The following is a 12,159-nucleotide window of genomic DNA, read 5'->3' on the forward strand; positions in this document are numbered from 1 at the left end:
TGGCCACGAGCGTCACCGATCCACCTCGTCAACGGTGGTTGACCAACGGGGGCTTGTCATCGTAGGTTGACAGCATGGCCGGAACGGAAGCGAACGACGCGGTCGGTACGACTCAGGCCGCCATGAACAAGGATCCCCACGTGGGACTGCGTGCCGTCGCCGCGCTGCGGCGGCTGGTGGAGCGCCTGGAGGCGCTCCAGGTCGACAACGCCCGGCGCCAGGGCTGGTCATGGGAAGAGATCGGGGTCGCGCTCGGCGTCAGCAGGCAGGCCGCGCACAAGAAGCACTCCAGGAGGTAGAGATGTTCGAACGGTTCACCCTGAGCGCGCGCATGGCGGTGGTCCGCGCACAGCAGGAGGCCCGCGACCTGGGCCACCCGTGGATCGGCAGCGAACACGTGCTGCTGGCCATCGTGGCCGAGACGGACGCGCCGCTGCCCGCCCTGGCCAGGCTCGGCCTCACACCCGACCTCTGCCGGGCGGCGGTCCGCTCCACAGTGGGCGGGGGTTCCGGGGTGGACGAGGACGACCGGGACCCGCTGCTCGCCTTCGGCATCGACCTGGACGCCGTTCGCGAGCGGGCCGAGAGCGCGTTCGGTCCGGGCGCCCTGGACCGGCCGGCGCCCCCGAAGCTCGACACCGAGCCCTCCCCCGAGCCCAAGCGGCGCCTGCTGCCCTTCGGCCGCCGCAAGCCCCGCCCGCAGCCCGTGGTCGCCCACCCGGGCCACCTCCCCTGGGCCCCGCGCGGCAAGAAGGGGCTGGAGAACTCGCTCAAGGTGACGCTGGAGCAGCGCGACAACCGCATCTCCCTCGCGCACATCGCACTGGGCATGCTCACCCCGGAGGACAAGGTGGTCGTGCAGGTCTTGCGGCGGCTGGACCTGGAGCTGGAGACGGTCCGCGCGGCGATCCTGGCCGACCTGGGTCAGGCCGCGTAGCAGGGAGCGCCGACCGGCCCGGGGCTCGACCGGACTCGTAACGGCAGGCCGGGCCCCTGCGGCCGGTTTTCGGGCTCCGGGCGCCGGGCAGTGGTGAACTCGGAACCAGTGCCCCACAGCCGCACCGTGGGAATCCGTCCAACGCTTCGGCGAACAGAGGGGGTTCGGGGATGTCATCCGCGACCGGCTCGGCGAGCGATCCGTACCCCACCCGCTATGTGACCGAGTCCGTTCCCCTGGACCGCCGTCACGCCGTGGTGTGGGGCGGCGACGGTGCCGGTCCGCTCGGCGGCGACGCCCTCGCCGCCTTCGATCAGGACGGATTCGTGTCCTTCGACGCGCTGCTGACGCCCCGGGAGGTGGCGGCCTGCCGGGACGAGATCCTGCGGATCGACGCGGACGGCGCGCTGCGCGGGACCGAACGGGTCGTGCCGGAGCCGGACTCGGCCGCGATCCGGTCGGTGTTCGAGGTGCACGCGCTGTCCGAGGTCTTCGCCGGGATCGTGTGCTCCGAACGGCTCGCCGGCCCGGCCCGGCAGATCCTCGGCTCGGACGTGTACGTCCACCAGAGCCGGGTGAACTACAAGGCGGCGTTCGAAGGTTCCCGGTTCGGCTGGCACTCCGACTTCGAGACCTGGCACGCGGAGGACGGGATGCCCGCACCCCGCGCGCTGAGTTTCTCCGTGGCCCTCACCGAGAACCTGCCGTTCAACGGCCCGCTGATGATCATCCCCGGGTCGCACCGGACCTTCGTTCCGTCGGTCGGCGAGACGCCCGCCGACTACCACAAGCTGTCGCTGCTGGGGAAGAACCTCCCTGCCGGGTCCGCCGATCGGGCCGGGGTGACCGCTCTTGCCGAGCGCCATGGGATCAGACAGTTCACCGGCGCCCCCGGGTCGGCCGTCATGTTCGACTGCAACTGTCTGCACGCCTCCAGCGGGAACATCTCGCCGTTCCCGCGCGTCAATCTCTTCGTGGTCTACAACAGCGTCGAGAACCCCCTCGGCGCCCCCTACGCGGCGCCGAAACCCCGCCCCGGGTATCTCGCCAACCGCGACGTCACCCCGGTTCCCCGGTCGGGGCGGCGGTCCCTCTGAGAAGCCGGGCCACCTCTCGCGTGGTGTATCCGCGCTCGAAGTGGCGGGGCTCGGACAGCATGAGGGAGCCCAGCGCGAGGAGCGTGCGCGCGTAACTCCCCACCGTGCCGTGCCACTCCGTGGCGTCGAGCATCCAGGGCGCGGTCCCGGCGGACACATCGCCCGTTCCTTCCCGGATCAGCGACTTGGACAGCTTGGCCCCGGAGTCGGAGAGCACCACGGGGGTGAAGACGCGCGCCGGCGGCGTGGCCCCGGGACAACACAGGAAGGCCTCGTCCACAAGGCGGCACCCGGCCGCCCAGTCCGCGCCTTTGACGACGACCGGGAGTGCCTCGGCGTCCCGCGCGGCGACGCGTTCCTTGATCAGGTTGCGGTGCAGCGTCGTGAGACCGATGAAGGCGTCCGAGTCCGGGGCGACACGGACGGCGTACTTCCCGTGGTCCGGGCAGACCGCCGCGAAGCGCGCCTCCCCCGGGCCGGCCGACAGGGGCCGGGTGTCCTCGCCGTGCTTCTGTGCCCAACCGCAGCGCGGGCAGGGGAAACTCACCGGCACCGTGCCGGTGGACGGCGCGAGCACCCAGCGCAGGGTGTCCATCAGGCCGAGCGAGTCCAGGAGCTCCTGCCTGAAGTCGGGTCTCGACTGCTGGCCCGTGTAGGTCTCGACGTCGTACGGAACACCCGTGGCAGCGGACAGCGCGTCGAACAGGCCGCCGTAGTAGTGCCGTACCAGCTCTCCGACCCGGACCGCTCCCAGCGCATGCCGGAAGGAGCGCTCGTAGAGCGTGCCGGTCTCCGGGCACACGCGGCTCTCGTAAGGGGCGTGGTCCAGGGCGCCGAACCTTACGCGCACCTGGACACCGAAACGTTCCCGCGCCGCCGCGGCAAGCAGGAACACGGCGGTCTGCATGACATTGGTGCCCAGATGGGGAGCGCCGTTGATCTGCACTCCGGCGTGCATGACGATCCGGTCGAGGCCGCTCGCCAGCAAGCGCGGCCGGATGACGTCGACGCTGTGCAGCACCGCGTGGGCGGTGACGCCGACCGGTGAGAGGGGCTGAGGCCGAAGCGGGTTCACGACGTTCATGACGGGGCTCCCTCACCAGTGGCGGCGCACGGTCGCGGCAGGCAGGTCCAGCACCCGCAGGCGCCCCCGCCAGCCGTCCGGGGCAGGCTCGTCCAGGGCCTCCAGCCGTGGGGTGCGCGAGCGGGCGGCGGTCCGCAGGAGGTCCAGCAGCCCGTCCCCGGTCAGTCGGCCGGGCGGCCCGGGCGCGTCGGGCCCCGCCCACCGGCAGGCCAGGCCGACGATGAAGTAGGCGGGCGGCTCCTGGCCCCTCCGCCACAGGACGGCCTCGCCGTCGCGTTCCAGGGTCAGCACCCGCTCCATGTGGTCCAGGGTGAACTCGCCCAGCGGCAAGGGGGCCAAGGTGACCGTGTCGACGCGGTAGCCGGCCGTCTCCAGCAGCCGTACCGCTCTGCTCGGGGCCGAGTAGCTGCCGATCGTCAGCCCCACGTCGCACCGCAGGGCCCGCGCGTGCCTGATGATCGCCGGAGCCCACATCAGCCCGTCGGCGCCCCCGCTGATGGAGCGGCGGCGTGCGGCCGCCCGCGGAGTGAGGGGGACGTAGGGCGGGTTGCTGGTGACGGCCAGCGGCCGGGTCAGCGGGACGGGGGTGGTGGCCAGGAGCGCTTCGGTGGACAGGAAGGAGAAGTCGCCCTGGGCCACGGTGACCTGGTGGTCGCCGTCACGGGACGCATAGTGCTCGGTGGCCCAGGCCACCGATTCCGCGCTCGCGTCGACGCCGTGCACCCGCGCCGCGCCGGCCCGGGTCATGGCGGCCGCCGCGGCGCCGCTCCCCGATCCCAGGTCCAGCAGGGAACAGCCCTCGGTGATGAGGTCACAGGCCACCCATACGCCGACCTCGGTGTCGGCCGGTTCGAAGAAGATCCCGGGTGAGGCGGGCGGTATCAGATCGTCCTCGGCCAGGTGCTCATAGCCGTGGACGCGTGCGACGTTCGGCATGGGGCTCGCTCCAAAGTCATGCGCGGCACGGGGCCGGGCCTGCGGTGTGGGTGGTGCCGGTCGACGGGGAGCGCGAGGTCAGGGGTGGGGGCTCGTCACCCATTCGAGGATCGCCATCGCGCCGGCGAGCTTCATCCCCGCCTGGGTCCAGGCCAGGGAGCGGGGACCGTCGAGGACGCCGCCCGCGACCTCGTCACCCCGGTGGGCGGGCAGGTCGTGCATGAACGATGCCTTCGGCCAGCGGTCCATGAGTGCCTCGTCGACGTGGAAGGGCCGGAACACCTCCCGCCAGGAGGGGTCCGGTTTGGCGGTGCCCGTGGTCTGCCAGCGGGTGGTGTAGACGACGTCCACACGCTTCGGGGCGGGGCCGAGGTCGTGGATCTGCCGGATCCGCCCGCCGGTCCGCTCCGCCCGCCGCGTCGCCTGGGCCAGCTCGTCCGGCGGCAACCCGTAACCGGCGGGGGTGGCGAGGGTGAGCCGGGCGCCGGGCACCGCCGCGAGCCCGTGGGCGAGCGCGACCGCCGTGTTGTTGCCCTCTCCGACGTAGAGCACCCGTATACCGGTCAGGTCGCCGAAGGCGAGGGCGAGCGTCGCGAGATCGGTCAGTCCCTGGCTGGGGTGTTCCCGCGCCGCCATGGCGTTGACGACCGGCATCCGGCCCTGGCGGGAGAGCTCCCGCAGTTCGTCGAGGGGACCGGCGGTGCGGGCGACCAGGGCGTCGAGCATCGAGCCCAGCACCCGGCCGGTGTCCCCGACCGATTCTCCGGTGTTCAGCTGAAGGTCGTCCGGGCCGTAGGCGACCGGGGTGGCGCCCAGCCGGATGGCTCCGACGGTGAAGGCGGTACGGGTCCGGGTGGACGTCTTGGTGAACAGGATGCCGACGGCTCGGCCGTCCAGTGGGCGGTCGTGGGCATGGCGGTCGCGGAACAGCTCGACCGATCGGGTGGCCAGGCTCGTGATCAGTTGGGGTGTCAGGTCGGCCAGCGAGAACAGGCCGCGCGCGGGCCCGGGACGCGGCCGTTCGTGGGTGTCACCCATGGAACCTCCCTCGGTCGTGACGGACGGGATCCAGCCATGCGGGCTCGCGGGGGCACGCGTCAGAAGAGGGTCAAGCTCTGCCCATGTCCCTGCTTCACGGCCACCCGGTGGATCTCCCCGAGCAGCCCGACGTCCAGCACCGACATGCCGAAGGGGTTGCTGATCACATGGCCGGTCGTCGGGCGGACGGCGGGCCGCTCGCCGGTGAGGACCTGGCCGAGGGTGCCGTCCAGGACCCGTCCCCCCTCCGGCACGCCGGCGCGCGTTCCCTCCGCGGCGACCCGGCCGTCGTTCAGCATCCGCCCCAGGATCCGGCGCGGGTTGTCCGCCACCAGGGCCACGTCGTCCACGAACAGGCCCTGGGCCGTGAGGAAGGCGTCCGGCAGCAGGTCGTCCAGGGACACATGGGCGACGAACGTCCCCGGGGCGAGCCAGTCCGCGGGCAGGTAGCCGCGGTCGGTCGTCGTCGTGGTCACGACCACGGGGGCGGCGCCCACCGCGGCCCGCGCGCTGTCGTGCACGTGGGGCCGGAGCCGGGGGCAGTGCTCCCGTGTCCACCGCGCCAGGGCCTCGGCGCGGGGCGCCACCATGTCGTACAGGTGGACGGTGCCGACCTCCGGGAACGACCGTGTGAGCAGGTCCAGGTGGGCGCGGGCCAAGGTGCCGCAGCCGATCAGGGTCATCGCGTCCCAGCGCGGCGGTCCGAGGTGGCTCAGACTGACCATCGTGTACGCGGCGGTGCGCACCGCGCTCACCCGGCCGACCTCGGCCAGCATCAAAGGACGCGCGGTCTCCGGATCGAAGACCATGCCCACGCCGCCGGCCCGCTCCCGGCCGTGCGCCGGATTGCTCGTCGCCGCGTTGATGAGCTTCACGCCGAGGACCGGTGGGCCGTCGTCCTCGCGCACGGCGCCGAGCATGGCCAGTGAACGGCAGTACGCCCCCTCGCCGTTGGTCCACGGCAGGTAGCCCTCGGGTGGCAGCTCGGTGCGCCCCCGGGCCCGAAGCCGCAGCACCCGGGCCACGACCGCGCACGGGTCCACGTGAGTCATACAGGCCAGTACGGCGCTCCGGTCCAGAAAGAGCAGGTCTTCCGTCATCCATCACCTCTCGGCGGAGTACGGTCCGAGCCCGTCGAGCCCGGTTTTCCTCACAGCAACTCGGCCGCCTCGAAGGCGTCCCGGCCACCGGGCGCCTCCAGGACACCCGACTCCTCGAAGAGCCGTACGGCGTGCCGGGCGGCGGTCCTGATCCCGGCGTTCACCCGGTCGTCGGGGTAGGCATCGCGCACGACCTCCGCCACGGCCGCCGGCGCCAGCCCGGCGGCGGCCAGCGAGGCCCGGACCGGCCGGAGGTCGGGCAGCAGGCTGGAGCGCACCAGACCGGGCAGACAGCGTGCCACCCGCCCGCGCCGCTCGGGGGGCTGTTGGGCCCACAGCTCGCGGAAGAAACGGGCGAAGAAGGCGTGGTGCCAGCCCTCGTCCCGCGCGTGGTCGCCGACGATGTCCCGGACGACCGTCAGCACCCGGGGGTCCTTCGGCACGTCGTTGAGGATCGCCGTGATCAGCGTTTCGAACACCACGACCTGGAGCAGCTGGGCCAGCGCCGGCTCGCCCGGCAGGGCCTGCTCCCCCACATGGTCCAGCCGGTTCAGGAAGGGCTCGAAGTCGTAGGCGGCGGGGGCGATTCCGGAGGCCCGGGCGATCTGATCGATGACGTCCAGGCTGTAGAGGGAGTGGTACCCCTCGTCGCAGTAGATGCGGTAGGCATCCAGCCGGACCGGGGTGCCGACCTCTGTTCCGCTGCGTCCGCCGGCTATGCGTTCCGTGGCGCGGTTGACCACCCGGGTCTCGAACTGCGCGGTGAACCCGAGGTATTGGTAGAGGTGCCGGGCGTGGAGTTCCGCGCGGCGCCGCTCGGACAGTGCCCGGACCCGTGGGTGGTCCCCATAGGGGATCAGCGCGGGCGGGAAGAAGAGTTGTCCCGCTTCCAGTTCGTCGCCCAGCCTACGGCGCGGTCCGGCGCGTACCCCGGCCCGTTCGTACCATCCGCGCGACGGTCGGTCATCCGATGTCATCGGGCCCTCCCCTCCCCACCGTCCGCCACGGCCGGCTCGCCGTCCGGTGCTCCACGGCGGTGACCTCGACCATGCGCGCGATGTCCGTCCGCCGCAGCCCCTGGCGTTCGCGCCACTCCGCCGCGTAGACGGTGTCGAGGTAGCGGTCGGCGCCGTCCGGGCACAGGCAGGCCACTTCCCGCCGGGCGGGCACCGTACGCAGCAGCCGCAGTGCCGCCGCGAGCGCCGCTCCCGAACTCCCGCCCACGCCGAGGCCGGTGGTCTCGGACAGCCACAGGCAGGCGCTGACCGCCTCCCGCGGGGTGATGAGCACGGTGGGCCGGTGGCCGTCGGGCAGGAACGCCGAAGGCCGGCTCGCCCCGATGCCGGACAGCACCCGCAGGCCGGAGGGGCCGCCGAGGGCCGCCGAGCCGACCACGTCCACGCCGACCAGCTCCCAGGCCGGCCGGGTCGCGGCCGCGTAGTCGCGGAAGCCCGCCAGGGTGCCTCCGGTGGAGACCGCCACCAGGACGCTCATCGGCCGTCCCCCGGTCTGGGTCCACAGCTCGGGTGCGGTGCCCCGTGCGTGGGCCCGGGGGCTGGCCGGGTTGGCGTACTGATCGGGCCAGACCAGCCGGGGTTCGGCGCGCAGCCGCTCCCCGATGTAGGCGATCCGGCTGAGCAGGTACCCGCCGGAGCCGTCCGGCCGGTCCACGGTGACCACCCGGCCCCCGAGGGCGCGTACGGCCGCCACGACCGACGCGCTGCTCCGGGGATCCACGACCGCGGTGAACGGGACCCCGTGCGAGGCGGCGACCGCCGCCAGCGCGAGTCCGAGGTTGCCCGACGTGGACTCGATGATGCCGATCTCCGGGTCCACCCGGCCCGCGACGTCCTCCCACAGGGCGAGCGCGGTACGGCCCTTCACGGAACCGTGCGGGCTGTGGGACTCCATTTTCAGCCACAGGGTTCTGGGGAGTCCGTCGACGGAGACCCTCACCTCGACCACCGGGGTGAGGGGCGCCCGGGCTCCGCCGTCTCCCGGCGGCGGAGCCGCCGAACCCACCGCGAGGTCCACCAGGACGCCTCCTTCGTACCGCCGTGATCGACAGCGCTTCGGGCCCGGGGGCGCGAGCGGTTACGCGCCGGGCTCCGACCGCTGCCGCACATACGCGGCGACGTCGGCGTGCGTGGCGTACCAGACGTCCGGGTGGCCCGCGATGTCAAGGGCCGCCAGGATCCTGGGAACCCCTACCCGGGCGCCGTACTCACCCTGGGAGAGCTTGCCCGGCTGGCTCTGTCCGCCGCGCAGCGGGATCGACTCGTGATCGGAGTCGAAGGACAGGGCGACGACCGCCCGGGCCTCCTGGGGCCACTCGGCCGGTTTGAGACCGCGGCCCGCCCGTACGCGTTCGACGTGGCGCCGCCACTCGGGCTCCTCCCACTCCCAGGGGTGTCGCATCGGCCTCGGAACACGTCCGTCGGACACACACATCGCCACCCTTCGCCCCTCAGAGGGCGATAGTGGCAGAGCCTCCGGCAGTGGCTGTCAGAGCGAACAAGCCATATTTGCGGCCCGGTCTCTCGTCGGGCGGGTGCGTGTCCCCGGGCTCAGTCCGCCGGGTCGCCGGAGCCGGGCGTGCGTTCCGGGACGCCCTGGTGGTCGCGTTCGTCGATGAGGGGCACGATCCGGCTGATGCGGGGGTGGAGGTGCAACTGGTCGGCGGTGGTCCATTCCACGGCGACGGGATGGACCAGGCCACTGGCGACGCGTTCGAGGTAGGCGGGATGGCTGACTCCCAGTCGCTCGTGCAGGCGGCGTGCGCAGGCGGCGGTCGCGCGGAGTTCCTCACGCGTGTAGAGAGTCACAGGGCGTCTGGGCAGCCTCTGCGGCTCGTCAGACCGCGACGTTCGCCAAGGTATTCGCTAAGAAGCGAGTCGCATTATCCGGACGCTCGATCGGCGCGGGGGAAGGTCGATCCCCCATGCGCCGGTACTCACCCAATTCCATGATCGAGACTCTGATGGCCAAGATCGGAATTGGCTGTGATCTATGGAACGCGAGCGGTCCACTCCTGAGAGCTGAACTTGGTCTCTGCCAGTTCTTGCGCACGACCCAGCTCCTGCTCGGTCACCTCGCCGACCGAGCAGCCGTAGCGGTTCCGGAAGGAGGCGATCATGCGATCAATGACCTCGGCGCGGGGAAGACCGGTCTGCCGGCGGAGTGGATCGACTCGCTTCTTGGCACTCTTCGTGCCCTTGTCGGACAGCTTTTCGCGGCCGATGCGGAGAACTTCGAGCATCTTGTCGGCGTCGATGTCGTAGGCCATCGTCACGTGGTGCAGGACGGCACCGTTCTCGCCGACCATTCGTTTCTGCGCGGCCCCGGCGATCTTTCCGGCTTCGGTGGCGATGTCGTTGAGCGGCTGGTACCAGGCTTTGATGCCCATGTCCCCGAGGGCGGCCAGGACCCAGTCGTCGAGGTAGGCGTAGCTGTCGGCGAAGGACAGTCCTTGGACGAGGGAGTCCGGTACATAGAGCGAGTAAGTGATCGTACTTTGGGGCTCTACAAACATAGCCCCGCCTCCACTGATGCGCCGGACGACCGTCATGCCATGACGGTCGGCGGACTCCATGTCCACTTCGTTGCGCAGCGACTGGAAGCTGCCGATGATCACGGCCGGCGATTCCCACTCCCACACGCGCAGCGTCGGCGGCCGCCGCCCGGCGGCGACTTCGGTGGTCAGGACCTCGTCGAGGGCCATGTGCAGGGCGGGGGCCTGGGGCCCGGTGTGGATGAGCTGCCAGTCGTAGTCGTGCCAGTCGGTGGCGTTCGCGAGGGCCCGGCGCACGGCGATACCCACGGCCTCGGAGGTGAGGCCGAACATGACCGTGCCCTCGGGGAGCGCCGCATCGATGCGGGCGGCGAGCTCCGGGGCCGGCAGGTCGGCGTTGGCCCCCTCGAGCGCCCGGTTGATGTCGAACAGCGCCTCGTCGGGTTCGAGGAAGAAGTCCCCCGCCACCCGCACGTCGCGGAGTGCTCCGTCCACCACGTCCAGGTCCACGACGACCAGCTTGCCGCCCGGCACCTTGTACTCCCCGTGCACTGCGCACCCTCCCGAAACTTGCCCCTGGGCCGATCCCAGTGGCGGATACAGTCACGGTACGTGGTGGGGCTGCTTGCTGATTGCGAGGCGGATCGTTGCTCTGCCTCATCGCCTCATGCTTACCTCGGCTGATCCATGTGCCCCTTCGGGACTGATGTTCCATGTCAGTGCTCCTAAAGGGGCACAAGAGCAAGGGCAGCTCAGAGTCCTACTGGCCAGGCACAAGCTGGCCCCGGTACTCAGCGGAGTACCGGGGCCTCGCCGTATGCCGGCCTGCTCGGGCAGAGCGTGTCAGGGGCGGAGTTCGGCCATTTGGGACGGGTCCTTGAACAGCGTTTCAAGTTCGGGGAGCCGCTTCGCGCGTCGTGCCATGAGGTACACGCGGTTACGGGTGCGCTGGACTTCGTGCAGCAGGGTGAAGCCCTGGGTCTCGTAGTAGCGGACCAGGCCGGTGAACACGCAGCCGCGCCGGACCCAGTCCTTGCCCTCGCGGGCAGCACGGTCCACGGCCCACAGCGCGATCAGGATTCCGGGCTTCTGCTCGCGGTACGCGGGGTCCGTCACCGTGGTGAACAGGTAGTGGGCAGGCTCGGCGAGTTCTTCCGGCGTCCAGCCCCACGGCGGGGTCTCTTCCTGCACGGTGGTGCAGCCGACGGCGGGAAGCGCGATCTTCGAGCACCCACATAGCACCGTGGCTGTTCTCGGCCTGGGCGGCGAGGTTGTCCGCGCTGTCGCGCCACGTCGGCATGCCGCGCTCTTCGAGCCACGTCGAGCGGGACCGGATCATGGCCGCGACGGCGGGAATGTCGGCCGAGGTGGCCGGGCGCATGGCGAACATCTGTGTCTCCGCATCTTCGAGGGCCCGTTGCAGCCTGCCACGGCCGGGGCCCGGGTGCGGGGGTACCGCTGCGATCGCTGGACGGAACCCCCTGGGGTTACAGGAATGCCTGGGTGGCCAGGTGGAGGTCTATGACCTGGAGGAGCTGGGCGTCGCCGTCGTCGCGGTACGTGCCTTCACTCAGCCGTCGTACTGCCCGGCGGAGTCCGTCGGGGTTGACGAGCCCGTCATCGAAGAGCGCCGATCCTTCGTGGAGCATCTTGGCGAAGAGCGGCCGGCCGTGGGTGGTCGGGGCGTGCTGGACCACTTCGGCGAAGGAACTCGCGTTCAACGGGCTGGGTGACGTCCTCGCTCAGGCCCAGCGCGGCGAGGCGGCGGCGCTGGAGCTGCTTGAGTTCCCGCCAGTCCATCGGCAGCAGCCACTCGCCGAGCTGGATCATGCCGGGGTCGGCGAAGGGGTGGACGGGCCGGATTCCTTCGCGGAGGAGGACGGGGGCGTCGTCTCCAGGGAGAGGAGGCTCATGGAGTTGACGACGGCCGGCGGGGCGATCCCGTCGTCCGTGAACTCCAGAGCGGCAGCCGCGCGCTCGCCGATCCACGGGAGAAGCCTGACGTCCTTCAGCTCCCCCATGGCTTTGTGCGGGTACTCGGCCTGCGAGAGCGCCACCATCTCGTCCCCGCAGAGCCCCGTGACGACGGTGTGTGCACCGCGTGCGGCCAGGGCCTTCGTCATGCGGGTGAAGGGGTGGTGAAGCGGCTCCTCGTAGGGACTGATCGGGGCGCCGCCCACTCGGGCGCAGTCGGGGTGAAGCGGGGTATGCGCCATGGCGTCGATCAGGTCGTCCCGGTCGCCGAAGGGCACGGCGGCGCGCATCTCCTTCCGCCGGCGGATCTGCTGCTCGTGGCCGGGGTCGCCGATCAGGAGTGCGGAGGTGTTGAGCTGTCCGGGGAAGCGTTCGGCCGCGCGGGTGGCCAGGGTGCCGGAGTCGAAGCCGCCCGTCAGGTGGAACGCGGTCTTGGCGGGGTCGAGCGGGCGGAGGTCCATGGCGTCGTCTTCTCATGTCAC

The 12,159-nt window shown here is 71.4% G+C and carries 15 protein-coding genes; 3 read left to right on the top strand and 12 right to left on the bottom strand.

The annotated features are described in order from the left end of the window. Positions 1 to 74: 74 nt before the first annotated feature. The 3 genes from ACZ303_RS12375 (at position 75) to thpD (ending at position 2,034) form a co-directional block, all read left to right on the top strand. Positions 75 to 299, top strand: a complete 225-nt coding sequence (locus ACZ303_RS12375; RefSeq protein ID WP_467337914.1) for a hypothetical protein — start codon at positions 75 to 77, stop codon at positions 297 to 299. 2 nt (positions 300 to 301) lie between these two features. Next, positions 302 to 937 carry a Clp protease N-terminal domain-containing protein gene (locus tag ACZ303_RS12380; protein WP_467337916.1) on the top strand — a complete coding sequence of 212 codons (636 nt, stop codon included), beginning with the start codon at positions 302 to 304 and terminating at the stop codon, positions 935 to 937. Between the two features lie 170 nt (positions 938 to 1,107). Beyond that, the gene (gene thpD, locus ACZ303_RS12385) at positions 1,108 to 2,034 is read left to right on the top strand and encodes an ectoine hydroxylase (RefSeq protein ID WP_467337918.1); all 927 of its coding nucleotides are present in this window, start codon (positions 1,108 to 1,110) and stop codon (positions 2,032 to 2,034) included. On the opposite strand, the gene ACZ303_RS12390 is transcribed toward thpD, so the two are convergent. From ACZ303_RS12390 to ACZ303_RS12445, 12 genes are all read right to left on the bottom strand, one after another. Beyond that, on the bottom strand, positions 1,997 to 3,118 hold the full coding sequence (locus ACZ303_RS12390) for a hypothetical protein (protein WP_467337920.1): 1,122 nt from the start codon (positions 3,116 to 3,118) through the stop codon (positions 1,997 to 1,999). The two genes, thpD and ACZ303_RS12390, sit on opposite strands and share 38 nt — an antisense overlap. 12 nt (positions 3,119 to 3,130) lie before the next feature. Next, complete coding sequence (locus ACZ303_RS12395; RefSeq protein WP_467337922.1) at positions 3,131 to 4,054, bottom strand: methyltransferase domain-containing protein; 924 nt, start codon at positions 4,052 to 4,054, stop codon at positions 3,131 to 3,133. 78 nt (positions 4,055 to 4,132) lie between these two features. Continuing rightward, entirely contained in the window at positions 4,133 to 5,092 is a 960-nt protein-coding gene (locus ACZ303_RS12400; protein ID WP_467337924.1) for an ornithine carbamoyltransferase, read from the bottom strand. Positions 5,093 to 5,151: 59 nt separating this feature from the next. Then, positions 5,152 to 6,192 (bottom strand): ornithine cyclodeaminase family protein, encoded by a 1,041-nt coding sequence (locus tag ACZ303_RS12405; RefSeq protein ID WP_467337926.1) that lies wholly within the window; start codon positions 6,190 to 6,192, stop codon positions 5,152 to 5,154. Between the two features lie 50 nt (positions 6,193 to 6,242). Then, the gene (locus ACZ303_RS12410) at positions 6,243 to 7,169 is read right to left on the bottom strand and encodes a diiron oxygenase (protein WP_467337928.1); all 927 of its coding nucleotides are present in this window, start codon (positions 7,167 to 7,169) and stop codon (positions 6,243 to 6,245) included. Beyond that, positions 7,156 to 8,226, bottom strand: a complete 1,071-nt coding sequence (locus ACZ303_RS12415) for a pyridoxal-phosphate dependent enzyme (RefSeq protein WP_467337930.1) — start codon at positions 8,224 to 8,226, stop codon at positions 7,156 to 7,158. The genes ACZ303_RS12410 and ACZ303_RS12415 overlap by 14 nt, the downstream gene beginning before the upstream one ends. Before the next feature lie 60 nt (positions 8,227 to 8,286). Continuing rightward, positions 8,287 to 8,610: a hypothetical protein gene (locus tag ACZ303_RS12420; RefSeq protein WP_467337932.1), complete on the bottom strand. Its 324-nt coding sequence runs from the start codon at positions 8,608 to 8,610 to the stop codon at positions 8,287 to 8,289. A 149-nt stretch (positions 8,611 to 8,759) separates the two neighbouring features. Further along, the gene (locus ACZ303_RS12425) at positions 8,760 to 9,017 is read right to left on the bottom strand and encodes a hypothetical protein (RefSeq protein ID WP_467337934.1); all 258 of its coding nucleotides are present in this window, start codon (positions 9,015 to 9,017) and stop codon (positions 8,760 to 8,762) included. A 182-nt stretch (positions 9,018 to 9,199) separates the two neighbouring features. Next, complete coding sequence (locus ACZ303_RS12430; RefSeq protein WP_467337936.1) at positions 9,200 to 10,255, bottom strand: lipoate--protein ligase family protein; 1,056 nt, start codon at positions 10,253 to 10,255, stop codon at positions 9,200 to 9,202. Between the two features lie 291 nt (positions 10,256 to 10,546). Beyond that, complete coding sequence (locus tag ACZ303_RS12435) at positions 10,547 to 10,894, bottom strand: hypothetical protein (protein ID WP_467337938.1); 348 nt, start codon at positions 10,892 to 10,894, stop codon at positions 10,547 to 10,549. A 296-nt stretch (positions 10,895 to 11,190) separates the two neighbouring features. Next, positions 11,191 to 11,424, bottom strand: coding sequence for a hypothetical protein (locus ACZ303_RS12440; protein ID WP_467337940.1), 234 nt, complete (start codon positions 11,422 to 11,424; stop codon positions 11,191 to 11,193). Between the two features lie 105 nt (positions 11,425 to 11,529). Then, positions 11,530 to 12,138 carry a hypothetical protein gene (locus tag ACZ303_RS12445; protein WP_467337942.1) on the bottom strand — a complete coding sequence of 203 codons (609 nt, stop codon included), beginning with the start codon at positions 12,136 to 12,138 and terminating at the stop codon, positions 11,530 to 11,532. Positions 12,139 to 12,159 lie beyond the last annotated feature (21 nt).

Source organism: Streptomyces sp. NPDC023527 (assembly GCF_055560115.1).

Coding starts and splice junctions, on each gene's coding strand:
- ACZ303_RS12400 (WP_467337924.1), bottom strand. CDS start 5,092: ATGGGTGACACCCACGAACGGCCGCGTCCCGGGCCCGCGCGCGGCCTG.
- ACZ303_RS12375 (WP_467337914.1), top strand. CDS start 75: ATGGCCGGAACGGAAGCGAACGACGCGGTCGGTACGACTCAGGCCGCC.
- ACZ303_RS12380 (WP_467337916.1), top strand. CDS start 302: ATGTTCGAACGGTTCACCCTGAGCGCGCGCATGGCGGTGGTCCGCGCA.
- ACZ303_RS12420 (WP_467337932.1), bottom strand. CDS start 8,610: ATGCGACACCCCTGGGAGTGGGAGGAGCCCGAGTGGCGGCGCCACGTC.
- ACZ303_RS12395 (WP_467337922.1), bottom strand. CDS start 4,054: ATGCCGAACGTCGCACGCGTCCACGGCTATGAGCACCTGGCCGAGGAC.
- ACZ303_RS12410 (WP_467337928.1), bottom strand. CDS start 7,169: ATGACATCGGATGACCGACCGTCGCGCGGATGGTACGAACGGGCCGGG.
- ACZ303_RS12405 (WP_467337926.1), bottom strand. CDS start 6,192: ATGACGGAAGACCTGCTCTTTCTGGACCGGAGCGCCGTACTGGCCTGT.
- ACZ303_RS12445 (WP_467337942.1), bottom strand. CDS start 12,138: ATGGACCTCCGCCCGCTCGACCCCGCCAAGACCGCGTTCCACCTGACG.
- ACZ303_RS12390 (WP_467337920.1), bottom strand. CDS start 3,118: ATGAACGTCGTGAACCCGCTTCGGCCTCAGCCCCTCTCACCGGTCGGC.
- thpD (WP_467337918.1), top strand. CDS start 1,108: ATGTCATCCGCGACCGGCTCGGCGAGCGATCCGTACCCCACCCGCTAT.